This window comes from Primorskyibacter sp. S187A, from assembly GCF_049800955.1.
Classification (GTDB): Bacteria; Pseudomonadota; Alphaproteobacteria; order Rhodobacterales; family Rhodobacteraceae; genus JAKVBH01.
This window is the reverse complement of record NZ_JBNAGA010000001.1, coordinates 1,761,404-1,784,599: the sequence shown is the minus strand read 5'-3', so window position 1 is coordinate 1,784,599 and position 23,196 is coordinate 1,761,404. Positions and strand designations below refer to the sequence as shown.

Here is a 23,196-nt window from a genome sequence, read left to right as displayed (position 1 = left end):
TATCGGCGCAAAACAACCGAGGCAGGACCGTGACATGACCCGAATATCGCGCCGTATTTTTGTAGCAGCCCTTGCTGGAGGCGTCGCAAGCCCATCGCTCGCGCTGGACGGTGTGCGCCGGAATGTTTCGGCCTTCGGGCGGCAGGATTGGTCGGATCATTTCGAGGCCATCGGTCTGGGCTGTATCGTCTGTGATACCGCCGCGCGCGCTTTGCACTTTTGGCGGCCCGATGGGGCGTATCACATCTACCCGACGTCGGTGCCCCGCACGGATGAGCTGACAAAACGGGGATATACGGAGATCACACGCAAACGTGTGGCGCCACCTTGGACGCCGACTGCGTCTCAGCGCGAGAGATTTCCCGATTGGAAGCCCGTTGCGGGCGGTGCGCCTGACAACCCGCTCGGGTCGCATGCCCTCTATCTCGATTGGCCCGCCTATCTGATCCATGGCACCCATGACACGCGCAAGATCGGGCGCCCATCGTCAGACGGGTGCATCGGACTCTATAATGAGCAGATCGCGGAGCTTTACGACATGGCTGTCATCGGCACGCAGGTGCGCCTGATCTGATCCATCGGGGGGCAGCGGCGCACGAAACGCAACTCTGAGGTGTGCCCTCTAATACGTCGCAACCTTTCCTCGCAATGCGCGCATTCCTGCCCCATTCCTGCCCTGATTGCCCCTCACCTTCACAGTTAACCGAACGCAGGAGGGCAGGCCTATGACCGTTACATCTCATTATTCCGAGCGCAGCACACGCGAACCGAAACACGCGGAAGAACTGGGTATGGATACGCTCCTGCGTCTGGCGCGCCGGTTCACGGGTGTGATCCTGATGTTCGCCGCAGCAGGGCTCTGGATTGCGCCCGGTGCAAGCTGGGATGGCGATCTGGCCTTCATGAAGGTAGGCGTTTTCTTCTTCTTCGCGCTCATCGGCCTGACAATGTTTGCTTCCGGCCGCGCGCCCAAGTCCCAGGACTAAAGCGCGCGCGCGCTTCAGCCCGCACCCGCGGGCTTGGGCGGATCAGCAGGCGGTTTTGGCGCCTCGCTTTCCAGGTATCGCAGCAGGTTGTGAAAGATCCGCGTGATTGCCGTGAAGATCAACCCCGAATTATAGCCGAACAACATGACGATGCCGAAGGCGAACATCTGACCGCGGGCGCTGTCATCGATGAAAAAAGCGAGGATCGAGTCAATCGGAGCGATCTGGGACTTGATCAACTCTCCCGACAGAAGCGGAAACCAGAATCCGGCGGTGATCAGGAATGTCATCGGTGCCGAGACAGCGGTTTCGCGTTTTTGGGTTCCAGTCTTTCCCGGCATCAGACAAGCCAGCACGACGCCCAGAAAAAAGCAGCCCGCGGCGACGATGATGAGGGCAATATCGGTTGGCAGGTTGAGCAGGAAATCTCCCAATCCACCACCGGCTGGCGCTTCGACGATGACAGGTGCCTCAACCGGCGCGTCAGGTTGAAAGGTCGGCGCGGGTGCGGGGGGCGGATTGTTCGCGGCGGGGGCGCGATCATGGTTGAAGGCGCCGCCGGGGATGCGCAGCCCTGCCTCAGGCGCTGTAGGAATTCCAAGGGTCGGTGTCATGGCTCCCTCCCTCAATTCGCGCGGTCGAGAAGGGGGACACTGGTACCGGCCTGATATTGGACCCAGCCGCGCTGACCGGCGGCCTCCACTTCGACCCATTCCTCGATCATGCCCTGGCGCACAACCGTCCGGCTGCCGATCACCTGCAAAGAGGGTACCGTGATAGGCGCGCCCACCACGTAGTCTCCTCCATCAGGGATCAAAGAATGCAGCGTCACGGATCCGTTGGATCGTTGGGCCAGACCAGTGGGGACCTGATGTTGAAACAGGCCGCTATCAGGGGCGGAATACAAAACGACGTTATCTCGGGGCGAAAGTGTTTGTCCTCTGAGGTCTGCACTGCTTTGGGCATAGGCCGTTTGAGTCAGCACGCAGAGCAGCAGGGCAGACATGCGAAAAACATGCATAGCGCAGCTCCAATGTTTAGGTTGTAAAAAAAATCTTTGACTATCCTTATAGGGTACCACTTTCCGAGCGATCCCCAAAGGACTTTTCCTGCCCCGTTGCACAGAGCGCATGTGCGGCGTATCCAAGGCGCAGGAAGCTAAGGACAGAGTTGGACCCATGAGCAGAGCATTCGTTTTTCCCGGCCAAGGGGCCCAAACCATTGGAATGGGCCGCGCTCTTGCGCAGAGTTATCCCGCGGCGCAGGCTGTTTTCGATGAGGTCGATGCGGCTCTGGGGGAAAAGCTCTCGGCACTGATCTGGGAGGGCGACGCCGAAGAGTTGACGCTCACGCAAAACGCACAGCCTGCCTTGATGGCGACCTCTCTCGCGGCTGTGCGCGCGCTGGAAGCGGAAGGCGTGGGCATTGAGGCCGCGTCGTATGTTGCGGGGCATTCGCTGGGCGAGTATTCTGCTTTGGCGGCCGCAGGTGCCTTTACCGTCGGTGATTGTGCCAAGCTTTTGCGCGCGCGCGGGGAAGCGATGCAGGCGGCTGTGCCAGTGGGCGTTGGTGCTATGGCGGCGATCCTCGGTCTGGATCTCGATGCGGTGCGCGCTGTGGCTGAGGAAGCCGCAGAAGGGGACGTCTGTGCCGCGGCCAATGACAATGATCCGGCGCAGGTCGTTGTTTCAGGGCATACCAGCGCCGTTGAACGGGCCGTCGAGATCGCCAAGGCCAAAGGCGCCAAGCGTGCGGTCATGCTACCAGTGTCCGCACCATTCCATTGCGCTTTGATGCAGCCTGCGGCTGAAGCCATGGCCGAAGCGCTTGGTACCGTCAAAATTGTGCAGCCCGCTGTGCCTGTTGTCTCCAACGTCCGCGCTGCGCCCATCAGTGATCCCGAAACGATCCGGGCGCTTTTGGTGGAGCAGATCACCGGCGCCGTGCGCTGGCGCGAAAGTGTGGCCATGATGGCGGGCGCGGGTGTGACGGAGTTGTGGGAAGTCGGCGCGGGCAAGGCGCTATCAGGTATGGCGCGCCGCATCGACAGAAGCCTCGGCACGCGCGCCATCTCGACGCCAGAAGATGTTATCGCCGCGAAAGAGGCCTTGGCCTGATCGTGCGGTCCAACAATGAAAGAGAAGTACATGTTTGATCTGACAGGAAAAACCGCGTTGATCACAGGCGCATCCGGCGGCATTGGTGGCGCTATTGCCCAAGCCTTGCATGGCGCGGGCGCAACGGTTGGCCTTTCGGGGACACGTGAGGCGCCTTTGGAAGCTTTGGCCGCTGATCTGGGCGAGCGTGCCCATGTGTTGCCGTGCAACCTGTCTGACATGGACGCGGTGGCCGAGCTGCCCAAGCGCGCGGTCGAGGCGATGGGATCGGTTGACATTCTCGTCAACAACGCAGGCATCACCCGTGACAATCTTTTCATGCGCATGTCGGATGAGGAATGGGATGACGTTCTGGCCGTCAATCTCAAATCCACCATGAAACTCTGCAAGGGCGTCATGCGTGGTATGATGAAAGCCCGCTGGGGCCGGATTGTGAACATTTCCTCCATCGTTGGCGCGACGGGCAATCCCGGTCAGGCCAATTACGCGGCGTCCAAAGCGGGCATGATCGGCATGGGCAAATCGCTGGCCTATGAGGTTGCCTCACGCGGCATCACTGTGAATGCGGTGGCGCCCGGCTTCATCGCGACGGCCATGACAGACAAGCTCACCGACGAGCAGAAAGAGAAAATCAACGTACAGATCCCGGCCGCCCGTATGGGCACGCCGGAGGAGATTGCGGGCGCGGTTCTCTATCTGGCGAGCCCGGAGGCGGGCTATGTCACGGGTGCAACGCTGCATGTGAATGGCGGGATGGCGATGCTCTAAGTGTCGCAATTCAGGGCAGGGCGAATCCATTTGCGTCCCGCTTGAGGTGTGTTATAGGCCCGTGGCAATCCGGGGGCGGCAAGCGCTGGCCGGGTCCGCTCGACACGGTCAATGTGCTCGAGCGTCAATCTGGCCCCCGCGGGGCACGAGCATGAACAAGGGCCTGTGCGGCTCCTGAAGAAAAAGGAATGCTGATATGAGCGACGTCGCAGATCGCGTGAAGAAAATCGTGGTAGAACACCTCGGTGTGGATGAAGCCAAAGTTGTTGAAGGCGCGTCCTTCATTGATGACCTGGGTGCTGACAGCCTCGACACAGTCGAGCTGGTCATGGCATTCGAAGAAGAATTTGGCATCGAAATCCCCGACGACGCGGCGGAAAACATCCAGACATTCGGCGACGCGGTGAAATTCATCGGTGAAGCCTCCTGATCCCAGTCGATCACTTGTTTCAGACGGCGTCCCGCAACACGGGGCGCCGTTTTCTTTTCTGGCGGTGACATGCCATTGACAGGCTTGGGCGCTCTCGGGGCCTTGCTCCCATGACCACAGTCGCGATATGAGGCCCCAACACAGACGCAAGGATAGGGGCACGAGGCCATGCGCAGAGTAGTTGTGACCGGACTGGGGCTTGTAACGCCATTGGCGTCGGGCGTCGAAGAAAGCTGGCGCCGTATATTGGACGGTCAATCGGGCGCAGGGCCCATCACGCGATTTGACGCCTCCAATCTCGCAACAACCTATGCCTGCGAAGTGCCTCATGGCGATGGCTCGGATGGCACCTTCAATGCAGATGACTGGATGCCTGCAAAAGAACGGCGCAAGGTCGATGACTTTATCCTCTACGGGATCGCAGCGGCCATGCAGGCCGTTGAGGATTCAGGCTGGACGCCGGAGGAAGATGACGCCCTAGAGCGCACCGGCGTCTTGGTGGGCTCTGGCATTGGCGGGCTGAATTCCATCGCCGACACGGCGCTTCTTATCCGCGATCGTGGCCCCCGGCGTGTCTCGCCGTTCTTTATCCCGGGCGCGCTCATTAACCTCATCTCTGGGCAGATCTCGATCAAATATGGCTTCAAAGGGCCAAACCACTCGGTCGTGACGGCCTGTTCAACCGGGGCGCATGCCATCGGGGATGCGGCGCGGATCATCAAGGATGACGATGCCGATGTGATGATCGCAGGCGGCGCGGAAAGCGCTATTTCCGAGATTGGCATTGCCGGGTTTAATGCCTGCAAAGCGCTCTCGACAAAGCGTGCAGACAATCCTCAGGCCGCGTCGCGCCCTTATGATGCGGACCGGGACGGCTTCGTCATGGGCGAGGGTGCGGGCATTGTTGTCCTTGAAGAATACGAACATGCCAAGGCGCGCGGCGCGAAGATCTACGCGGAGGTTGTAGGTTACGGCATGTCCGGCGATGCCTACCACATTACGGCCCCCTCGGAAGACGGTGAAGGCGCGGAGCGCTGCATGCGCATGGCCCTCAAGAAAGCTGGCATTGGGCCGGAAGATATCGACTATATCAATGCCCATGGCACCTCGACCATGGCCGATGTGATCGAGCTGGCTGCGGTTGAGCGCATGATGGGAGATGCGTCCTCCAAGGTCACCATGTCGTCGACAAAATCCGCCACAGGCCACCTGCTGGGTGCGGCGGGAGCCATTGAGGCCATCTTCTCGATCCTTGCGATCCGCGATCAGGTGGCCCCGCCGACGATCAACCTTGATACGCCCGTTGTAGAGACCCAGGTGGATCTGGCGCCCAATTCCAAAAGGGAGCGGGGGATCACCTATGCACTCTCCAACTCGTTTGGGTTTGGCGGCACCAACGCATCGGTTCTCTTGAAGAAGGTTTAAGCCCTCATGTGGCGACACATCGCATCCAATGCGCTCACGCTCGGGATGGTTCTGCTGTTTCTAGCCGGTGGTCTTTTGCTCTTTGCGCAAGGCCAGTACGCCGGGCAGGGGCCGTTGACGCAGGCCATCTGCCTGCAAGTTGACCGTGGGTCGAACTTTTCGCGCGTGTCGCGTGATCTGGAGCGGGAAGGTGCGATATCCTCGGGCTTTCTCTTCCGGGTGGGTGCGGACTACGCCGATAAAACAGACCAGTTGAAAGCGGGCTCCTATTTGCTGGAACCCGGCGCCTCGATGGAGACCATTGTGGATCAGGTGACGCGCGGGGGCGCGTCGACCTGTGGGACAGAGGTGGTCTACCGGATCGGCGTGACCCGCGCGACGGTTCAGGTGCGCGAACTGGACCCGGCCACGAGTCGTTTCGTCGAAAAAGCGTCGTTCAATCCGGCGGAGGATGCGCTTCCGGAGGCTTATGCGCAGGTCAAGGAACGTCCCGATACGCGCTACAGGGTCGCTTTGGCCGAAGGTGTGACTTCCTGGCAGGTGGTGGAAGAATTGCAATCGCTCGACATTCTGGATGGCAGCGTGGCGGAAGTGCCTGCGGAAGGCTCACTCGCGCCTGATAGCTACGAGGTGCGTCCGGGGGATACGCGTCAGAGCATTATAGACCGGATGACCCGGGCACAGGAGCGTATCCTGGCGGATGCGTGGGAAAACCGCGCTTCCGATCTGCCTTTGGAGAGCCCCGAAGAAGCGCTCATTTTGGCCTCGATTATCGAAAAAGAAACAGGCGTTGCGGAAGAACGTCGGCAAGTGTCGTCGGTCTTCATCAACCGTCTGAACCGCGGCATGCGTCTGCAAACCGACCCCACAGTGATCTATGGGATCACGCGCGGTCAGGGCACGTTGGGCCGTGGTCTGCGGCGTTCGGAGCTGGATCGTGAGACCCCTTGGAACACCTACCGGATTGACGGTCTGCCCCCGACACCCATTGCCAACCCGGGGCGCGCCTCCATCGAAGCGGCGCTGGACCCTGATACGACGCCCTATATTTTCTTCGTGGCCGATGGCACGGGCGGACACGCTTTTGCGGAAACACTGGCCGAGCACAACGCAAACGTCGCTCGGTGGCGCGCGATTGAGGCGGAGCGCGCCAATAATTAGACGCGCTTGCGCGTTGTGCTTTCCAAAGGATTAAGCGCCCTATCTGGTGTTTTGAGGCCTGATTGAGGGGGCTTGCGTTTTATTCATTCATAGAAACGTAAGCATTTACAGGCGTTTAACCCTAATTTTCTTGACTTTGTACGCTGCTTCGGGCACAAAAGGGCATGCTAGCAGAAATGGGCAAGCGGCCCCCGGGACATCCCGGGCGGCCGTTTTTTTGTGCGTTCCCGCCAAGAGGAACCACCTGTTTCTGTCGATCGGGGTCACCGGCCTCAAGGCGCATCAAAAGCGTCGGGCCACCAAAAACAACCTCATACAAACAAGAGGACTATCGAGCATGACCCTTATCACCCCGGAGCAAGATCGCGAAACGCTGGACCAGGATGTCGAGCAGATCCGATCCGTCCTGAAAGAACTGAAGGACCAATTCGAAGACCTGAGACAACAGGTCCGGTCGGGGGAAGTCGAAACTGTCAAAGAGGCAGGCAAAACACTGAGCGAGCTGCGCAGTTGGATGCGCACTGCTATGGAAACGGAGAAACAACTGGATGACTATCTCAAACGTGAAAATGGAACCGGCCCCAAAGGATATGCCCTCGACCTCGCTGAGGCCAAACGGCAGATCGGGTGCCGATTGGGTCGCATCGCTCCCTGCTGCAAAGCGTGACGCCTGGTTGAATGACCTGACAGAGGGAGAGCTCATGGCTCTCCCTTTTTTGTTTGAGTTCTGGGGTTTTGAGCATCAGGTGCCGCCGCAGGGCGATTGGCGCAGCTGGGTTATTCTGGGCGGGCGTGGCGCAGGCAAGACGCGCGCTGGCGCGGAATGGGTGCGCTCCATGGTTGAGGGATCGCGGCCCCTTGATCCGGGTACTGCGTCTCGTGTGGCGTTGATTGGCGAGACCTATGAGCAGGTGCGCGATGTCATGGTGTTTGGCGATTCCGGCATTCTGGCCTGTTCGCCGCCAGATCGGATGCCGCGCTGGGAAAGCACGCGCCGCAGGCTTGTCTGGCCCAATGGGGCGGCGGCAACGGCTTACTCGGCCTCCGATCCCGAAGCGCTGCGCGGGCCCCAGTTTGATGCGGCCTGGGCGGATGAGCTGGCCAAGTGGAAGCGCGGGCAAGAGGCCTGGGACATGCTGCAGTTTGCGCTGCGCCTTGGTGAGGACCCGCGCGTCTGTGTGACGACCACGCCGCGCCGAAGTGCGGTTCTCAAACGTCTGATGGAAAGCCCGTCCACCGTTCAGACCCATGCGCCCACGGAAGCCAACAGCTACCTGCCGGCTTCTTTCCTCGAGGAGGTGCGTGCGCGCTATGCAGGCACGCGTTTGGGACGTCAGGAATTGGATGGCGTGATGCTGGAAGATGTCGACGGCGCGCTTTGGGGTCATACCATGCTGGATGACGCGAGGGTCGTTGAAGCACCGGAACTTGACCGGATCGTCGTGGCTGTGGATCCGCCTGTGACGGGCCACGCCAAATCCGATGCCTGCGGGATCATCGTGGCGGGGGTGGCCATGAAAGGTCCGCCATCCGAGTGGAAAGCCTATGTCCTCGAAGATGCGACGGTTCAGGGCGTCTCGCCCTCTGCTTGGGCGGCGCGCGCGGTTGAGAAGATGAAGGCCAATGGGGCTGACAGGCTGGTGGCCGAGGTCAATCAGGGTGGCGCGCTTGTGGAGCAAGTGGTGCGTCAGGTTGATCCGGGCGTGAGCTACCGGGCTGTGCGGGCGTCGCGGGGCAAGTCCGCCCGCGCGGAGCCCGTGGCTGCACTCTATGAGCAGGGCAAAGTGCGTCATGTCGGGGCGTTTGACACGCTGGAAGATCAGATGTGTCGCATGACGATCTCTGGCTTTGAGGGCCGGGGCAGCCCTGACCGGGTCGATGCGCTTGTCTGGGCGCTCTGGGCTTTGATGATCGAGCCGCAGGGTATGGGGCAGGGGCCACGTGTGCGCGTGCTCTGACGGCGTTGCGCAGGCAGCGCGCGCTCTGGTTCTAAGCATTTAACGCTTTGGTCAGATATTCCCTCACGAGACGCAGGGCCATGTGCCCCGGTTGGGATCAAGTGAGGAGCGCGCGATGTTTGATTTTCTGCGAGGCCGTAAGGGGGATGGGCATGTGCCTGAGACCAAGGCCAGCGCCACAGGGCCACTTGTCGCCTATACGTCAGGTGGCCGCGCGGCCTGGAGCCCCCGCGATGCGGTGTCGCTCACCAAGACAGGCTTTGCCAATAATCCGGTCGGGTTTCGTGCTGTAAAGCTCATTGCCGAAGCCGCTGCTGCCATTCCTTTGGTGTTGCAGGATGATACCGAGCGTTTTGACGTGCATCCGTTGTTGTCAATTCTCAGCCGCCCGAATCCGGCGCAGCGTCAGGCAGAATTGCTGGAGGCGCTCTTTGGTCAGCTCATTTTGACCGGCAACGGATATGTCGAAGCGGTGGGAGCCGGGGGCACAGCGCCTGTCGAATTACACGTTTTGCGCTCAGACCGGATGGCTGTTGTGCCAGGGCGGGATGGCTGGCCTGTTGCTTATGATTATACGGTCTCAGGGCGCAAACATCGTTTTGACGCCAGTGGCGAGATTTCTCCCATTTGCCACATCAAAAGCTTTCATCCGCAGGATGACCATTATGGGCTCTCGCCGCTACAGGCTGCCGCTCAAGCCATTGACGTGCACAATTCTGCGTCGCGGTGGTCCAAGGCGCTTTTGGACAATGCCGCCCGCCCATCCGGTGCAATCGTTTACAAAGGCAGCGACGGGGCGTCGATGACGCCGGAGCAATATGACCGGCTCTCCTCCGAGATTGAGACCAATCATCAGGGCGCGCGCAATGCTGGCCGACCGATGCTTCTTGAAGGCGGGCTGGACTGGAAGCCAATGGGCTTTTCGCCCTCGGACATGGAATTTCACAAGACCAAGGAAGCTGCGGCGCGCGAGATCGCTTTGGCCTTTGGTGTCCCGCCCATGCTTTTGGGGATCCCGGGCGATGCGACCTACGCCAATTACGCCGAAGCAAACCGGGCCTTTTATCGGTTGACCGTGTTGCCGCTTGCGGCGCGGGTCAGTGCTGCCCTGGGCGGTTGGTTGGGCGCGTTTTCCGGTGATCGCGTCGCGCTCAAGCCGGATCTCGATCAGGTGCCCGCCTTGGCAAGTGAGCGTGAGGCGCAATGGTCCCGCGTGGCCAATGCCGCGTTCCTGAGCACTGCTGAGAAACGGCGCATGCTGGGGCTTCCTGCGGAGGTTTCTGATGAATGAACGCGCAGGATTTGAAGCCTTCGATTGCGCCCCCGCGTTGCGATTGCAGGCCCATGAACGGGTCTCGGAATTGCAAATCGAAGCGCTCAATCAACGGTTGGATCGGATCGAGGATCTGATGGAACGCATGGAGCGGCGATTATGGCTCACCGTTTACGGAGTGGTTGCTGCCATTTTGGGTCAGGCTTTTCAGAGCCTGTTGGTGACGGTGCCTGTTTAGGGGCCTTTGGGAAGAAAGGAAGACCCATGGAATTGGAAACAAAATTCGCGAGTTTCGAGGGCGACCTTGAGGTCACCGGCGGGTTGGAGATCGAAGGATACGCGTCGCTGTTTGGTGCGCAGGATCAGGGCGGCGACATTGTCCAGAAAGGGGCCTACGCGCGTTCGCTTGATGCCCTGCATTCGGCCGGTCGCGCAGTCAAGATGCTCTGGCAGCATGATCCGGCCCAGCCAATCGGCGTGTGGGATGTTGTGCGCGAGGATGAGCGGGGCCTCTTTGTCAAAGGGCGCATCCTCGATGCTGTGGAACGCGGACGCGAAGCTGCGGCTTTGCTTGAGGCTGGCGCCATTGATGGCCTCTCCATTGGTTACCGCACGCGGCGCGCCAAGAAATCGGACACAGGAGCTCGGCTCCTTCAGGAACTGGAGCTTTGGGAAGTCTCTCTCGTGACATTCCCGATGCTGCCCAGTGCGCGAGCTCAACGGAAAGGGGAAGCCCCCCTCGACGAAGAGTTGCGCGAGATGGCGGCGGTCTTTGACGGCCTTCGTCTAGAGATCGCCGGGCACTAGCCCGCGGCCAACCAAAGGAGTGATGGGATGACACAGACCCATGCAAACGCAGGGGGTGGGGCGGCTTTGTCTCCGGCCTCTGAGATGCGGCAGGCCGTTTCGGGCTTTGTCGCAGAGTTCAAGAGCTTCTCGGAAGAGATGAAATCACGTGTTGAAAAACAGGAAGAGCGACTGACCATGCTGGACCAGAAACAGACTTTTGCGCGCCCGCAGCTTGCGGCGACAGACTTTGAAGCCCCCCATGTACAGGCGTTTGGTGCCTATGTGCGCTCCGGGGATGACGATGGCCTGCGTGGCCTCGAAATGGAGGGCAAGTCGCTTTCCACGGCGGTAAATTCCGATGGCGGCTACCTTGTCGATCCGCAGACCTCGGAGTCGATCCGTTCGGTTTTGACCTCTTCTGCCTCGCTGCGCGGTATTGCCAGTGTTGTGAATGTCGAGGCGACGTCCTTTGATGTGCTCATCGACACCACGGATGTGGGCGCAGGTTGGGCCAATGAAGCGGATCCCACTGCCGAGACGGCCACGCCGACGATTGATCGCATCACGATCCCGCTGCACGAGTTGTCCGCTCTGCCCAAGGCGTCGCAGCGTTTGCTCGACGATTCCGCCTTTGACATTGAAACATGGCTCGCGGGCCGTATCGCCGACAAGTTCGCCCGTGCGGAATCTGACGCGTTCATTAACGGTGACGGTGTCGACAAGCCCCGTGGCATTCTTGACCATCCCGTGGCGCCTGATGCGACCTGGACCTGGGGCAATCTTGGCTACATCGACACAGGTGCCGATGGCGAATTGGGCTCCGGCGATGCCATTGTGAACCTCGTCTATGCACTGGGTGCTCAGTATCGTGCGAACGGCACATTCGTGATGAACTCCAAGACAGCGGGTGCCGTGCGCAAGCTGAAGGATGCCGATGGCCGCTTCCTGTGGTCCGACGGTCTGGCAGCAGGCGAGCCTGCGCGCCTCATGGGCTACCCCGTCCTCGTCGTCGAAGACATGCCGGACATTGCCTCGGGGTCCTTCTCGATTGCCTTCGGGGATTTCGCAGCGGGCTATACCGTGGCCGAGCGTCCTGATCTGCGCGTGCTGCGCGATCCTTTCTCCGCAAAGCCGCATGTCCTGTTCTACGCCACCAAGCGCGTGGGCGGCGATGTCAGCGATTTTGCGGCGATCAAGCTGCTGCGCTTCTCCGCCTGATTGCGGTGATCAGTTTCTGTGGCGGGGCGCAGCCTCGCCGCAGGACCGGGCGCGCGCTCTTCACAGCGCGGGTGTTGTCTAGCTGCTCCCCTCCGATCGAGCAATGACCGCGCGGGTGCGCGTCCGGAACGAAGGGGTGAAAAGGGAGATGTCGGTATGATGTTGCGAGAAGAAACTACAGTCCAGCCGGGTGATCTGCCCGTGGCCCAATTGCGCGCACACCTGCGCCTTGGCACTGGATTTGGCGAAGAGACCGTGCAAGTGCCAGTCCTGGAGGGCTTCCTGCGTGCAGCCATGGGTGCCATTGAGGGGCGCATCAGTAAATGTCTGATAACGCGAGATTTCACGCTCGTTTTGTCACAGTGGAGCAATACGACTGCGCATCCGCTTCCCACTGCGCCGGTTCTGACGATTTCGGACGTCATTTTGGTGGATGGCAATGACAACCGCACGCCATTGGCGAGCTCTGCATGGCGTTTGATCGCGGATACCCATGAACCCAAAATTGCCCCGCGTGCCGCGTCGCTTCCAAGTATTCCAAAGGGCGGGGCGGTGGAAATCAGCTTCCGCGCTGGTTACGGGGCGTGGGGTGACTTGCCCGCAGATCTACAGCAAGCCGTTTTGTTGCTTGCGGCGCATTACTACGAAAATCGCAACGAGATGCATCTTGGCCAAGGCTGCATGCCTTTTGGCGTCACAGCTTTGCTAGAGCGCTACCGCGTCGTGCGAATGACCCTGGGAGCCTCCCAATGAGCATACCCAACCTCAACCGGCGCCTTGAGTTGGAGGCTCCGCAAGATGTCCCGGACGGTGCGGGCGGTTTTGACAGGATCTGGATGCCAATGGGCGAGCTTTGGGCGGAGATCACGTCCGGGACCGGTCGCGAGACGGCCAGCGGGACGGCGCCCGTATCGGTAACCGGTGTGAAAATCATCGTGCGCGGTGCGCCTGTCACATCGGCAGCCCGGCCGCGCCCTGAGCAACGGTTTCGCGAAGGGTCTCGGGTATTTCGGATTACGGCGGTCACAGAAGCAGACCAACATGGCCGCTATCTCAGCTGTCAGGCCGTTGAGGAGGTTGTGACATGAGCTATGCAGTTTCTGCAGCGCTTCAGGCGGCCGTTTTCCAGACACTGGCGACCGATGCGACGCTGAACAACGTAGTGGGCTCCGCCGTTTATGATGCGCTTCCAGCCGGTCAATTGCCGCCAATCTACGTGACGCTCGGTGCGGAGCAGGTCCGTGATGCGTCAGACAAGACGGGCAACGGCGCAACCCACGACATCGGTCTGAGCGTTGTGACCGAGAGCGCAGGCTTTCAGCAAGCCAAGGAGGCCGCTGCGGCAATTTCCGATGCGCTCGTGGACCAGCCTTTGACGCTGTCACGTGGCAGGCTTGTGAGCCTTCAGTTTTTGCGCGCGGTGGCGAAACGCGACCAAGCAGGATTACAGCGCCGGATCGATCTGACGTTCCGCGCGCGAGTGGAAGACAACTGAACCAAGGAGTTGAGACAATGGGTGCTCAGAACGGAAAAGATCTTTTGATCAAGATTGACGTCTCCGGCGACGGAACGTTTTCGACCATGGCGGGCCTGAGAGCCACGCGTGTCAGCTTCAACACCGAAACAGTTGACGTAACCTCGCTGGAAAGCCAGGGCGGCTGGCGCGAGCTGCTCGCGGGCGCAGGTGTGAAGTCAGCCTCTATCAGTGGCTCTGGTGTGTTCAAGGATGACGCAACGGATGCACGGGCACGTCAGATCTTCTTTGACGGCGAAACGCCCGATTTTCAGGTGATCATTCCGGATTTCGGAACCGTCGAAGGTGCCTTCCAGGTCACCAGCCTTGAATACGCAGGCAGCCACAATGGCGAGGCGACATATGAAGTTGCGCTCTCGTCGGCGGGCCAACTGAGCTTTGTTGAGGCCTGAGAGCGATGAGCAATCCTTGGAGGGGAGAGGTTGAGCTGGACATCAATGGGGAGGCGCGGGTCATGCGCCTGACCCTTGGCGCTCTGGCGGAGCTCGAAGCGCAATTGGGTGAGACAACCATTGTTGATCTTGTTGCACGCTTCGAGACGGGAAAGACATCTGCGCAGGACGTCATGGCTTTGATCGTGGCAGGTCTGCGCGGCGGCGGCTGGAATGTCACGGCTGAGGATCTCGTTTCTGCGGAAATTGCGGGCGGCATCACAGGTGCCGCCAAGGCGGCAGCCAAGCTTTTGGCGCGGGCCTTTGTGGTGCCAGGGGCTGCAGCGTGAGCCAGATCAACTGGCCACAGATCATGCGTGCTGGATTGCGCGGCTTGGGGATGCAGCCAGAGGAGTTCTGGTCGCTGACCCCGGCTGAATTGATGTTGATGTTGGGAGTAGGCGGGGACACGGCGCCGATGACGCGCGCGGGGCTGGATCGTTTGATTGCAGCTTTCCCCGATGACGATGCGAAAGGAACGGAAGATGGCGGATCTGGACGGGATTGAGGAATTCGACAACGATGTTGCTGCGCTCAGCCAGTCTTTGGGGCAAGCCAGCGCATTGGCAGCGGGTTTTGATGGTGAGATGCAGCGCATTCACCAAACCTTCTCAGCGACAGGCAATCAGGCTGCTGCTCTTGATCGCACGCTCACAGGCGGGGTCAAGAAGGCCATTGATGGCCTGATCCTCAATGGCGATTCCCTGTCCAGTGCGCTCGACAGTATTGGGCAATCGATGATCAACGCGGCCTATAATGCCGCTGTCAAACCGGTTTCCAGCCATATTGGTGGGTTGCTTTCAAATGTCTTCGACGGGTTGATGCCCTTTGCCGATGGCGGCGCTCTGAGCCAGGGTCGCGTGATGCCTTTTGCCAAAGGCGGCGTGGTCAGCAGCCCAGTTACGTTCCCGATGCGGGGCGCGACCGGGCTCATGGGCGAGGCCGGGCCCGAGGCGATCATGCCGCTGACCCGTGGTCCGGATGGCAGCCTCGGCGTGCGCGCGCAAGGATCGGGCGGCGCGGGCGTGAATGTCGTTATGAATATTTCGACCCCTGATGTGCAGGGGTTCCAACGCAGTCAAAGCCAGATTGCAGCTCAAATGCACCGCGTCCTGGGGCGCGGCGCGCGCAACCGGTAGTGAGGGGATGTCATGAATTTCCATGAAGTGAGGTTTCCAGCAAACCTGAGTTTTGGCTCCGTTGGCGGGCCCGAGCGGCGGACGGACGTCGTGACGCTCGCCAATGGCTTTGAAGAGCGCAATACCCCCTGGGCTCATTCACGCAGACGGTATGACGCGGGCCTGGGTTTGCGCAAACTGGAAGACATCGAAGTCATGATCGCATTTTTTGAAGCGCGCCAGGGCCAGCTGTTTGCCTTCCGTTGGAAAGACTGGGCTGATTACAAGTCGGCGCCTGTCTCCCAAGATGTGCGTTACAATGACCAAGTGATTGCCCTGGGTGACGGAGAGCGCACCGAGTTTGAGTTGATCAAGAACTATAATTCAGGCGAGTTTTCGTATCAGCGCCCGATTACAAAACCTGTCGCGGGGACTGTGCGCGCCGGCGTTCAAGGCGATGAGCTTCAGGAAGGCGTGCACTGGGAAATCGACACGACAACGGGGCGGATCACATTCGAGCGTCCGCCGCTTGCCGATGTCGTGGTCACGGCGGGGTATGAGTTCGACGTGCCGGTGCGCTTTGATGCAGACAGGATCGCAACGTCCGTGGCGTCTTTTCAGGCGGGCGAAGTGCCCAGTGTGCCGGTGGTTGAGGTGCGTGTCTGATGAGTGTCTCCGAGCAAATGCAGGCGCATCTTGATACGGGCCTGACAACCTTGTGTCGCGCGTGGGCTATCACACGTGCAGATGGAACAATCTATGGGTTCACGGATCATGATTGCACGTTGAGTTTTGAAGGCGTCACGTTCCGTGCGGACACGGGCCTGACTGCGCTGGCGTTGCAGCAATCCACTGGATTGTCTGTGGACAACACCGAAGCTCTGGGCGCCTTATCGGATGTTTCGCTGCGCGAGGAGGATATTCTCGCGGGTCGTTTTGACGGGGCGTCGGTTCAGGCCTGGCTTGTGAATTGGAGCGATGTTGCTCAGCGTGAAGTGGTTTTCCGGGGAACGATTGGAGAATTGACGCGCATCGACGGGGCGTTTCGCGCCGAAGTCCGCGGCCTCGCCGATCAGCTCAATAGACCCTTTGGACGGGTTATCCAAAAAACCTGTGCCGCTGTTTTGGGGGATGCCCAGTGTCGGTTTGATCGGGATCAACCGGGCTATCGGTTTGACGGAGAGGTCATCCAGACGGACGGACGCGCGGCGTTCATCATAAACCCTGAGAATACCTTTGCCGAGGATTGGTTTCGCCATGGCGCTTGTGAGGTCCTGGATGGGGCCGCGAAAGGATTGAGCGGCGTCATCAAACGAGACACGTCGCAGCCAACACAGGGTCGTCGCATCGAGCTTTGGGAGCCGTTGCGCGCCGCGATTGCCCCGGGTGATCGGGTGCGTCTGACGGCAGGGTGTGACAAAGCTTTCAAAACGTGCAGATTGAAGTTCAACAATTTGCTGAATTTTCAGGGCTTTCCAGACGTTCCGGAAGACGATTGGGTCGTGACGGCCGCCCCTTCTGCAATGACGCGCAATGGGGGGAGCCGGAGATGAGACGTGCTGATGTCGTGACATTGGCGCGCAGCTGGGTCGGGACGCCTTATGTCCATCAGCAAGCTGAGAAAGGGGCAGGGTGTGACTGCCTGGGCTTGCTGCGAGGCGTCTGGCGCGAGCTTGGCGGCAAGGAACCCGCCTATGTTCCGCCCTACACCATGGACTGGTCCGAAGCGTCGCAGATCGAGTTGCTTTGGCTTGCGGCAAATCATTATCTGCGGCCGGCCGAGGGACCCGAGCGTCGCGGCGATGTCTTGTTATTTCGCATGGCGGACGGTGCTGTTGCCAAGCACCTGGGTATCCTGACTGAGACCGCTGATGCAGCCCGGTTTGTTCATGCCTATTCCGGACATGGGGTCGTAGAAAACTCGCTAAGCTTGCCATGGCGCCGCCGGATGGTGGCGCGGTTTTGTTTCCCTGAAATCCACGAGGAGATGCCCTGATGGCGACGGTTGTACTTTCGGCGGTTGGTGCCGCTGCCGGTTCTGCACTAGGCGGTTCGTTTCTCGGACTGTCCATGACGGCCGTTGGCCGTTTCGTTGGCGCAGCGGCAGGGCGCATGCTCGATCAGCGTGTCATGGGCGAGGGCTCCAGTGTTGTTGAAGGGCGACGGATTGATCGCATTCGGATCACACGCGCCGGCGAGGGCGCGGAAATCCCACGTGTCTGGGGGCGTATGCGTCTGTCGGGTCATGTGATCTGGGCCAGCCATTTTCGCGAACGCGTGCGGATCAAAAAAGTGTCTTCCGGTGGCAGTTCGGGTGGCGGCAAAGGGGCTCCCTCTCAGCCTAGTTCCACCACCAAGTACAAAACGTACGAGTATTCCGTGAGCCTTGCTGTCGCCATCTGCGAAGGCGAGATCGCCAATATCGCAAGGGTCTGGGCGGATGGTGTCGAGATGAATACATCGCGGCTCAACATGAGACTTTACAAAGGTGCTGAGGATCAACTTCCTGATCCCTTGATAGAGGCGATCGAAGGCGCCGGCGAAGTTCCGGCTTATCGGGGTACGGCTTATGTCGTTTTCGAGGATCTTCAGCTTGAGCAATTCGGCAATCGTATGCCGCAATTCTCTTTTGAGGTTGTGCGCCCGGTGCAGCCCAGCACGCAGGATGCCGAAAAAGAGGCGCCTTACAACGTCCGGGCCGTCGCTCTGATGCCGGGGACAGGGGAATATGCCCTTGCCACCACGCGCGTCCACTACGGCAGTGGGACAGACCGGCGCGGCTGGGCAAATGCCGCGCAGCCGACGGGCAAAAGCGACTTTAGCGCCTCTCTCGATCAACTCAGCAACGAGATGCCGAATGTAGAGGCGGTCTCTCTGATCGTCAGTTGGTTTGGTGATGATTTGCGCACGGGACAATGTCAGTTGCGCCCGAAAGTCGCCAGTACGGCACGAGATGGCAATCAGATGCCTTGGAGCGTTTCGGGCGTGACGCGTTCTGCTGCACAAAGCATTGCGCAGGACAATGATGGACGCGCGATCTACGGCGGAACGCCCGCCGATGCGGCTGTTTTTGAATCCATACAGGCGTTGAACGCGGCTGGAAAAGCCGTGATGTTTTATCCTTTCATTTTGATGGAGCAAACGGTAGGCAACGCGTTGCCCGATCCCTATTCCGGAGACGCAGGCCAACCGGAGTTGCCATGGCGTGGACGCATTACAACGGAACGCGCACCTGGTGTGGATGGTTCCCCGGATGGGACGGCGGCTGCTGTAGCAGAGGTGGAGGCGTTCTTCGGGACCGCGGGGCCGACAGATTTCAGCACTGATGGAAAAACGGTCTCCTATAACGGCCCAGAGGAATGGAGCTATCGTCGATTCATTCTGCAATATGCGCATCTGTGCAAATTGGCGGGCGGCGTGGACAGCTTCTGCATCGGCTCGGAAATGCGCGGGCTCACGCAAATTCGTGGCCCGAATCATACTTTTCCGGCTGTGGAGGCCATGCGTGCGCTCGCGGCTGATTGCCGTGCGATCCTTGGTCCGGATGTGAAAATTGGCTATGCAGCCGATTGGTCGGAATACTTCGGCTACCATCCACAGGACGGCAGCGGGAACGTCTATTTCCACCTTGATCCACTCTGGGCTGATGACGCCATCGATTTTATCGGCATCGACAATTACATGCCTCTTTCCGATTGGCGCGACGGCACGGATCACGCCGATGCGGATTGGGGCTCAATCTACAATATTGACTATCTCAAGGCCAATGTTGCGGGCGGCGAAGGATACGACTGGTTTTATGCTTCTGATGCAGCGCGCCAATCCCAACGACGCCGTAACATCACGGATGGCGCTCATGATGAGCCTTGGGTGTTCCGCTACAAGGATCTTCGAAATTGGTGGGGGCATACCCATCACCACCGCATCGACGGGATCCGGCAAAGCATGCCAACGGCGTGGGAACCGCGATCCAAGCCGATCTGGTTTACAGAATTCGGATGCGCTGCCATCGACAAAGGAACCAACCAACCCAATAAATTCCTCGATCCAAAGTCCTCTGAAAGTGCGTTTCCCTATGGCTCCAACGGCGCCCGGGATGACCTGATCCAACGGCAGTATTTACGCGCGGTGACGGAGTATTGGGCGACAGTGGAGAACAACCCGGTCTCAGATGTCTATAATGGGCAGATGCTGGATATGAGCCGCGCCTTCGCCTGGGCTTGGGACGCGCGTCCTTTCCCGTGGTTTCCGCGCGCGACGGGCTTGTGGTCAGATGGGGAGAATTACGCGCGAGGCCATTGGCTCAACGGGCGCGCCAGCGGGCTGAGCCTTGCGTCGCTTGTGCAGGAAATCTGTGCCAAGGCCGGTTTGACGGAGATCGATGTTTCGCAACTTCACGGTTTCGTCCGCGGCTACATGGCCGGTGGTGTCGAAGATGCACGCGCCACTTTGCAGCCCCTGATGTTACAATATGGGTTTGACGCCGTTGAACGCGACGGTGTGTTGCGCTTTGTCATGCGCAACGGCAAGCGAGACGTTGTTCTTGATCCCGGGCAACTGGCCGTCGCCGAGGATCTCGACGGTCGTTTGGTGCAAATGCGGGCGTCAGAGGCTGATATCTCGGGCCGTGTCCGGTTCGATTTTATTGAAGCTGAGGCAGATTATGACATTGCCAGTGTCGAAGCTGTTCTGCCCGACGACAAAACCCATGCCGTGTCGCAGACAGAGGTGCCGTTGGCGTTGACACGGACGGAGGGGCGACAGTCCGCTGAGCGTTGGTTGGCGGAAGCTCGCGTGTCTCGCGAAGGGGCTAAGTTCGCTCTGCCGCCTTCGTTGCGCGCTATTGGCGCGGGCGATGTCGTCTCGGTGGAGGATGTTCTCTACCGGATTGACCGTGTTGAGCAGGGCGCGGCTCAGATCGTGGATGCCGTTCGGATTGAACCGGATGTCTATGATCCCGTTCGTCTCGAAGAAGAGCTGCGCACGATGACGGCTTTTGAACCTGCCGTCCCAGTGACCCCGTTCTTCCTCGATCTGCCGCTTTGGACGGGGGAAGAAGTGGCCCATGCGCCGCATATCGCGCTGTCGTCTGATCCATGGGTGGGGACCGCGGCTGTCTACTCGTCATTGGACGAAAACGGCTTCGAGTTGGACGCGTTGATCAATGCGCGTGCCAGTGTGGGGCAAAGTGAGACCCCGCTGTTCCGGGCGCGACCAGGATTGATTGATCGCGGTCCGGACTTGCAGGTGCGTTTTGTGGATGCCGAGTTGTCTTCCGTTGGACGCCAAGCTCTTCTCGGTGGCGCCAATGCGGCCATCATCGGCGATGGAAGCACGGGCAACTGGGAGATCTTCCAATTCGAAGAGGCGCAGCTCATTCAGCCCAACACCTATCTTCTGCGCACGCGTCTGCGTGGACAGGCAGGCACCGATGGGATCATGCCCGATGTTTGGCCGTCAGGCAGTTGGGTGATCTTGCTGGACGGCGCGCTGGAGCAATTGCCGTTGACCCTCGCGGACAGGCGGATCGCGCGCAATTACCGTGTCGGGCCTGCAACGTCCCCCGTGGATGACCCGGTTTTTGAGACGACCAGCCAAGCCTTCGACGGTATTGGCCTGCGCCCGTTCAAACCTGCGCATCTGCGCGCCCGGTCTGACGGCGGCGATCTCGAATTCTCCTGGGTGCGCCGGACGCGCATTGATGGGGATTCATGGGAGGGTTTCGAGGTGCCGCTGGGGGAAGAACAGGAGCAATACATCCTGCGTGTCAGAGACGGGCAAAACGTCCGTCGCGAGACGATCCTGTCTTCGCCAAGTTTCACCTACTCTGCGGCGGCTCAGGCGCAAGACGGGTTTGGCGCTGGATGGAGTGTCGACGTGGCACAAGTCTCGGCGAGTTTTGGCCCGGGTCTTTTTGAGACTTGGCGCGCGGCGTGATGAGCTGCGCGCAGGTCCCGCTTGCGCAGAAAACGGTCGTCTCCGGACAAGTGAAGTCGTCACAAGGCTAGAATCGCGCGCTACATGGCTCTAGCCGGGGGCCAAAGGAGTGCCTGTGATGCTGACCGTGATCTCCAACGCCTGGGCCTTGTTGCTCGGCATGCTTCTCTTGATGGTCGGTAACGGCCTGCAAGGCACCTTGCTCGGCGTACGTGGGGAGATCGAGAATTTCTCCACGTTGCAAATGTCTGTCGTCATGTCAGCCTATTTCGCCGGTTTTCTGGTGTCGTCGCAAGTCACACCGGGCTTGATCCGGCGTGTGGGGCACGTGCGGGTGTTCGCGGCACTCGCGTCGACCATCTCTGCTGTGCTGATCCTGTTCCCGCTGCTCAACAACCCCTATGCCTGGATCATTGGCCGCGTCATCGTGGGGTTTGGCTTTTGCGGGGTCTACATTGTCGCGGAAAGCTGGCTCAACAATGCCGCAACGAACGAGACGCGCGGGCAAACGCTCTCGGCTTACATGATTGTGCAGATGGCGGGCGTCGTTGCGGCGCAAGGCCTGTTGTTGATGGCAGATCCGGCCGAATACACGCTCTTTATCGTGATCTCCGTTCTGGTTTCGTTGTCATTTCTACCCATCTTGCTCTCGATTTCTCCGACGCCCGCGTTTGACACGACCAAACCCATGAGCCTTGCGCAGTTGATCAAGATCTCGCCGTTGGGATGTGTCGGCATGTTCCTTTTGGGTGGTGTCTTTGCGGCGCAATTTGGCATGTCCGCGGTCTATGGTGTGGAAGCGGGGCTCAGCGTGGCGCAGATCTCGATCTTCGTGTCGAGCTTCTATGTCGGTGCTCTTGTGCTGCAATATCCGTTGGGCTGGATGTCAGACCGGATGGACCGTCGCTCTTTGATCATGTTTGTCGCGGCGGCGACGGCTCTGGGCGCGGCTTTGGCCGCCATGATGGGCTCTGTCTTCGTGGTGCTTTGTGCGGCAGCGTTCTTGATCGGTGGCATGTCCAACCCGCTCTATTCGCTTCTGATTGCGCATACCAATGACTTTCTGGAGCCCGATGACATGGCGGCGGCCTCTGGCGGTTTGCTGTTCATCAATGGTGTGGGCGCTGTGTCCGGGCCATTGATTACCGGTTGGGCCATGAGCGCGCTCGGGTCCTGGGGCTTTTTCCTGTTTATTGGTGTTCTGATGACGGGCCTTGCAGGCTATGCGGCCTATCGCCGGACACAGCGCGCCGCGATCCCTGTGGAGGATACGATGACCTACGCGCCGGTTTCTCCCAGCTCAACCTCTGTCGCGGTGGAATTTGCGCAGGAATATGCCGTTGCCGAAGCCGAGGATGCAGAAGCGGCCCAGTGAACCTGTCACAATTGTTGCAATTCGTGTGTTTGTCCCCAGTTAATCTTTTGTAAACATTTGCCCCAGGGGGCGTGAAACGGGTGAGGAGGCCCGCGCCGCGATGACGAGTATGACACCTGACGAGGTTTTGTCCTTTTGGTTGGACGACGTTGGTCCTGAGGGATGGTACAAACAAGACGATACTTTGGATGACACGATCCGGAGCCGTTTTTCAAAGGCCTGGGACGCGGCCATGGAGGGGCGATACGCGCTTTGGATGACCTATCCATCCGGCACGCTCGCCTACCTCATCCTGACCGATCAATTTCCCCGTAATATGTTCCGGGGTTCCTCCAAAGCATTTGCGTCTGATCGGATCGCTCTGGCAGTGGCGAAAAAAGCGATCGGGCAGGGGTATGATCTCAAGATAGACGCGCCCGCGCGCCAGTTTTTCTACATGCCCTTGATGCATTCGGAGAACTTGTGTGATCAGGAGCGTTGCGTGCGATTGATGCATGAACGCATGCCGGATCAGGATAATCTGCTCCATGCCCGGGCGCACCGCGAGATCATTCGCGAGTTTGGGCGCTTTCCCTATCGCAACGCGGCTTTGGAGCGAAAGGCGTCTCACGAGGAAAACACGTTCGTGACAGATGGCGGCTATGCCAAGACATTGGAGCGCCTGCGCGCCTGACGG

28 protein-coding genes are annotated in these 23,196 nt (G+C 59.8%); 26 read left to right on the top strand and 2 right to left on the bottom strand.

Features of this window, described 5'->3' with window-relative positions:
- The first annotated feature begins 34 nt into the window (after positions 1-34).
- Both ACP15S_RS08885 and ACP15S_RS08880 read left to right on the top strand, forming a co-directional pair.
- On the top strand, positions 35-574 hold the full coding sequence (locus ACP15S_RS08885) for a L,D-transpeptidase (protein ID WP_425039210.1): 540 nt from the start codon (positions 35-37) through the stop codon (positions 572-574).
- A 151-nt stretch (positions 575-725) separates the two neighbouring features.
- A complete protein-coding gene (locus tag ACP15S_RS08880) occupies positions 726-986 on the top strand; it encodes a hypothetical protein (protein ID WP_425039209.1) in 261 nt (86 codons plus the stop codon).
- A 14-nt stretch (positions 987-1,000) separates the two neighbouring features.
- Here ACP15S_RS08880 and ACP15S_RS08875 read toward each other — a convergent pair whose 3' ends face one another.
- Together ACP15S_RS08875 and ACP15S_RS08870 are read right to left on the bottom strand one after the other, a co-directional pair.
- A complete protein-coding gene (locus tag ACP15S_RS08875) occupies positions 1,001-1,600 on the bottom strand; it encodes a hypothetical protein (RefSeq protein WP_425039208.1) in 600 nt (199 codons plus the stop codon).
- 11 nt (positions 1,601-1,611) lie between these two features.
- On the bottom strand, positions 1,612-1,818 hold the full coding sequence (locus ACP15S_RS08870; RefSeq protein ID WP_425039207.1) for a hypothetical protein: 207 nt from the start codon (positions 1,816-1,818) through the stop codon (positions 1,612-1,614).
- A gap of 346 nt (positions 1,819-2,164) precedes the next feature.
- Here ACP15S_RS08870 and fabD point away from each other — a divergent pair, with 346 nt between their 5' ends.
- The 24 genes from fabD (at position 2,165) to ACP15S_RS08750 (ending at position 23,193) form a co-directional block, all read left to right on the top strand.
- Entirely contained in the window at positions 2,165-3,103 is a 939-nt protein-coding gene (fabD, locus tag ACP15S_RS08865) for an ACP S-malonyltransferase (protein ID WP_425039206.1), read from the top strand.
- A 30-nt stretch (positions 3,104-3,133) separates the two neighbouring features.
- A complete protein-coding gene (gene fabG / locus ACP15S_RS08860; protein ID WP_425039205.1) occupies positions 3,134-3,871 on the top strand; it encodes a 3-oxoacyl-[acyl-carrier-protein] reductase in 738 nt (245 codons plus the stop codon).
- 196 nt (positions 3,872-4,067) lie between these two features.
- Positions 4,068-4,301 (top strand): acyl carrier protein, encoded by a 234-nt coding sequence (locus ACP15S_RS08855; RefSeq protein ID WP_425039204.1) that lies wholly within the window; start codon positions 4,068-4,070, stop codon positions 4,299-4,301.
- Positions 4,302-4,469: 168 nt separating this feature from the next.
- Positions 4,470-5,726 (top strand): beta-ketoacyl-ACP synthase II, encoded by a 1,257-nt coding sequence (gene fabF, locus ACP15S_RS08850; RefSeq protein ID WP_425039203.1) that lies wholly within the window; start codon positions 4,470-4,472, stop codon positions 5,724-5,726.
- Between the two features lie 6 nt (positions 5,727-5,732).
- Positions 5,733-6,887 (top strand): endolytic transglycosylase MltG, encoded by a 1,155-nt coding sequence (gene mltG, locus ACP15S_RS08845; protein ID WP_425039202.1) that lies wholly within the window; start codon positions 5,733-5,735, stop codon positions 6,885-6,887.
- 337 nt (positions 6,888-7,224) lie between these two features.
- Positions 7,225-7,554 (top strand): hypothetical protein, encoded by a 330-nt coding sequence (locus ACP15S_RS08840; RefSeq protein WP_425039201.1) that lies wholly within the window; start codon positions 7,225-7,227, stop codon positions 7,552-7,554.
- A complete protein-coding gene (locus ACP15S_RS08835) occupies positions 7,478-8,845 on the top strand; it encodes a DNA-packaging protein (RefSeq protein WP_425039680.1) in 1,368 nt (455 codons plus the stop codon). Before ACP15S_RS08840 ends, ACP15S_RS08835 begins: the two co-directional genes overlap by 77 nt.
- A gap of 115 nt (positions 8,846-8,960) precedes the next feature.
- Positions 8,961-10,136, top strand: a complete 1,176-nt coding sequence (locus ACP15S_RS08830; RefSeq protein ID WP_425039200.1) for a phage portal protein — start codon at positions 8,961-8,963, stop codon at positions 10,134-10,136.
- Positions 10,129-10,356, top strand: a complete 228-nt coding sequence (locus tag ACP15S_RS08825; protein WP_425039199.1) for a GTA head formation protein, RCAP_rcc01685 family — start codon at positions 10,129-10,131, stop codon at positions 10,354-10,356. The genes ACP15S_RS08830 and ACP15S_RS08825 overlap by 8 nt, the downstream gene beginning before the upstream one ends.
- Positions 10,357-10,382: 26 nt before the next feature.
- Positions 10,383-10,925, top strand: a complete 543-nt coding sequence (locus ACP15S_RS08820) for an HK97 family phage prohead protease (protein ID WP_425039198.1) — start codon at positions 10,383-10,385, stop codon at positions 10,923-10,925.
- Positions 10,926-10,952: 27 nt separating this feature from the next.
- Complete coding sequence (locus tag ACP15S_RS08815; protein ID WP_425039197.1) at positions 10,953-12,125, top strand: phage major capsid protein; 1,173 nt, start codon at positions 10,953-10,955, stop codon at positions 12,123-12,125.
- Between the two features lie 156 nt (positions 12,126-12,281).
- Positions 12,282-12,878 carry a head-tail connector protein gene (locus ACP15S_RS08810; protein WP_425039196.1) on the top strand — a complete coding sequence of 199 codons (597 nt, stop codon included), beginning with the start codon at positions 12,282-12,284 and terminating at the stop codon, positions 12,876-12,878.
- Positions 12,875-13,213, top strand: a complete 339-nt coding sequence (locus ACP15S_RS08805) for a head-tail adaptor protein (protein WP_425039195.1) — start codon at positions 12,875-12,877, stop codon at positions 13,211-13,213. The genes ACP15S_RS08810 and ACP15S_RS08805 overlap by 4 nt, the downstream gene beginning before the upstream one ends.
- On the top strand, positions 13,210-13,620 hold the full coding sequence (locus ACP15S_RS08800; protein ID WP_425039194.1) for a DUF3168 domain-containing protein: 411 nt from the start codon (positions 13,210-13,212) through the stop codon (positions 13,618-13,620). Before ACP15S_RS08805 ends, ACP15S_RS08800 begins: the two co-directional genes overlap by 4 nt.
- A 17-nt stretch (positions 13,621-13,637) precedes the next feature.
- Positions 13,638-14,051: a phage major tail protein, TP901-1 family gene (locus ACP15S_RS08795; protein ID WP_425039193.1), complete on the top strand. Its 414-nt coding sequence runs from the start codon at positions 13,638-13,640 to the stop codon at positions 14,049-14,051.
- A 5-nt stretch (positions 14,052-14,056) separates the two neighbouring features.
- On the top strand, positions 14,057-14,380 hold the full coding sequence (locus ACP15S_RS08790) for a gene transfer agent family protein (protein WP_425039192.1): 324 nt from the start codon (positions 14,057-14,059) through the stop codon (positions 14,378-14,380).
- A complete protein-coding gene (locus ACP15S_RS08785) occupies positions 14,377-14,598 on the top strand; it encodes a rcc01693 family protein (protein WP_425039191.1) in 222 nt (73 codons plus the stop codon). Before ACP15S_RS08790 ends, ACP15S_RS08785 begins: the two co-directional genes overlap by 4 nt.
- Positions 14,576-15,229 (top strand): phage tail tape measure protein, encoded by a 654-nt coding sequence (locus ACP15S_RS08780; RefSeq protein WP_425039190.1) that lies wholly within the window; start codon positions 14,576-14,578, stop codon positions 15,227-15,229. Before ACP15S_RS08785 ends, ACP15S_RS08780 begins: the two co-directional genes overlap by 23 nt.
- Before the next feature lie 12 nt (positions 15,230-15,241).
- Positions 15,242-15,874: a phage distal tail protein, Rcc01695 family gene (locus tag ACP15S_RS08775; RefSeq protein ID WP_425039189.1), complete on the top strand. Its 633-nt coding sequence runs from the start codon at positions 15,242-15,244 to the stop codon at positions 15,872-15,874.
- Complete coding sequence (locus ACP15S_RS08770) at positions 15,874-16,761, top strand: DUF2163 domain-containing protein (protein ID WP_425039188.1); 888 nt, start codon at positions 15,874-15,876, stop codon at positions 16,759-16,761. The genes ACP15S_RS08775 and ACP15S_RS08770 overlap by 1 nt, the downstream gene beginning before the upstream one ends.
- Entirely contained in the window at positions 16,758-17,204 is a 447-nt protein-coding gene (locus ACP15S_RS08765; protein WP_425039187.1) for an NlpC/P60 family protein, read from the top strand. Before ACP15S_RS08770 ends, ACP15S_RS08765 begins: the two co-directional genes overlap by 4 nt.
- Positions 17,204-21,145: a baseplate multidomain protein megatron gene (locus tag ACP15S_RS08760; RefSeq protein ID WP_425039186.1), complete on the top strand. Its 3,942-nt coding sequence runs from the start codon at positions 17,204-17,206 to the stop codon at positions 21,143-21,145. The genes ACP15S_RS08765 and ACP15S_RS08760 overlap by 1 nt, the downstream gene beginning before the upstream one ends.
- Before the next feature lie 118 nt (positions 21,146-21,263).
- Complete coding sequence (locus tag ACP15S_RS08755; RefSeq protein ID WP_425039185.1) at positions 21,264-22,520, top strand: MFS transporter; 1,257 nt, start codon at positions 21,264-21,266, stop codon at positions 22,518-22,520.
- 100 nt (positions 22,521-22,620) lie between these two features.
- Positions 22,621-23,193, top strand: a complete 573-nt coding sequence (locus ACP15S_RS08750) for a DUF924 family protein (RefSeq protein WP_425039184.1) — start codon at positions 22,621-22,623, stop codon at positions 23,191-23,193.
- The last annotated feature ends 3 nt before the right edge of the window (positions 23,194-23,196 follow it).

Coding starts and splice junctions, on each gene's coding strand:
- ACP15S_RS08795 (WP_425039193.1), top strand. CDS start 13,638: ATGGGTGCTCAGAACGGAAAAGATCTTTTGATCAAGATTGACGTCTCC.
- ACP15S_RS08835 (WP_425039680.1), top strand. CDS start 7,478: ATGCCCTCGACCTCGCTGAGGCCAAACGGCAGATCGGGTGCCGATTGG.
- ACP15S_RS08855 (WP_425039204.1), top strand. CDS start 4,068: ATGAGCGACGTCGCAGATCGCGTGAAGAAAATCGTGGTAGAACACCTC.
- ACP15S_RS08840 (WP_425039201.1), top strand. CDS start 7,225: ATGACCCTTATCACCCCGGAGCAAGATCGCGAAACGCTGGACCAGGAT.
- ACP15S_RS08760 (WP_425039186.1), top strand. CDS start 17,204: ATGGCGACGGTTGTACTTTCGGCGGTTGGTGCCGCTGCCGGTTCTGCA.
- fabF (WP_425039203.1), top strand. CDS start 4,470: ATGCGCAGAGTAGTTGTGACCGGACTGGGGCTTGTAACGCCATTGGCG.
- fabD (WP_425039206.1), top strand. CDS start 2,165: ATGAGCAGAGCATTCGTTTTTCCCGGCCAAGGGGCCCAAACCATTGGA.
- ACP15S_RS08775 (WP_425039189.1), top strand. CDS start 15,242: ATGAATTTCCATGAAGTGAGGTTTCCAGCAAACCTGAGTTTTGGCTCC.
- mltG (WP_425039202.1), top strand. CDS start 5,733: ATGTGGCGACACATCGCATCCAATGCGCTCACGCTCGGGATGGTTCTG.
- ACP15S_RS08765 (WP_425039187.1), top strand. CDS start 16,758: ATGAGACGTGCTGATGTCGTGACATTGGCGCGCAGCTGGGTCGGGACG.
- ACP15S_RS08755 (WP_425039185.1), top strand. CDS start 21,264: ATGCTGACCGTGATCTCCAACGCCTGGGCCTTGTTGCTCGGCATGCTT.
- ACP15S_RS08875 (WP_425039208.1), bottom strand. CDS start 1,600: ATGACACCGACCCTTGGAATTCCTACAGCGCCTGAGGCAGGGCTGCGC.
- ACP15S_RS08880 (WP_425039209.1), top strand. CDS start 726: ATGACCGTTACATCTCATTATTCCGAGCGCAGCACACGCGAACCGAAA.
- ACP15S_RS08750 (WP_425039184.1), top strand. CDS start 22,621: ATGACGAGTATGACACCTGACGAGGTTTTGTCCTTTTGGTTGGACGAC.
- ACP15S_RS08815 (WP_425039197.1), top strand. CDS start 10,953: ATGACACAGACCCATGCAAACGCAGGGGGTGGGGCGGCTTTGTCTCCG.
- ACP15S_RS08790 (WP_425039192.1), top strand. CDS start 14,057: ATGAGCAATCCTTGGAGGGGAGAGGTTGAGCTGGACATCAATGGGGAG.
- ACP15S_RS08885 (WP_425039210.1), top strand. CDS start 35: ATGACCCGAATATCGCGCCGTATTTTTGTAGCAGCCCTTGCTGGAGGC.
- ACP15S_RS08825 (WP_425039199.1), top strand. CDS start 10,129: ATGAATGAACGCGCAGGATTTGAAGCCTTCGATTGCGCCCCCGCGTTG.
- ACP15S_RS08770 (WP_425039188.1), top strand. CDS start 15,874: ATGAGTGTCTCCGAGCAAATGCAGGCGCATCTTGATACGGGCCTGACA.
- fabG (WP_425039205.1), top strand. CDS start 3,134: ATGTTTGATCTGACAGGAAAAACCGCGTTGATCACAGGCGCATCCGGC.
- ACP15S_RS08820 (WP_425039198.1), top strand. CDS start 10,383: ATGGAATTGGAAACAAAATTCGCGAGTTTCGAGGGCGACCTTGAGGTC.
- ACP15S_RS08805 (WP_425039195.1), top strand. CDS start 12,875: ATGAGCATACCCAACCTCAACCGGCGCCTTGAGTTGGAGGCTCCGCAA.
- ACP15S_RS08830 (WP_425039200.1), top strand. CDS start 8,961: ATGTTTGATTTTCTGCGAGGCCGTAAGGGGGATGGGCATGTGCCTGAG.
- ACP15S_RS08810 (WP_425039196.1), top strand. CDS start 12,282: ATGATGTTGCGAGAAGAAACTACAGTCCAGCCGGGTGATCTGCCCGTG.
- ACP15S_RS08800 (WP_425039194.1), top strand. CDS start 13,210: ATGAGCTATGCAGTTTCTGCAGCGCTTCAGGCGGCCGTTTTCCAGACA.
- ACP15S_RS08780 (WP_425039190.1), top strand. CDS start 14,576: ATGGCGGATCTGGACGGGATTGAGGAATTCGACAACGATGTTGCTGCG.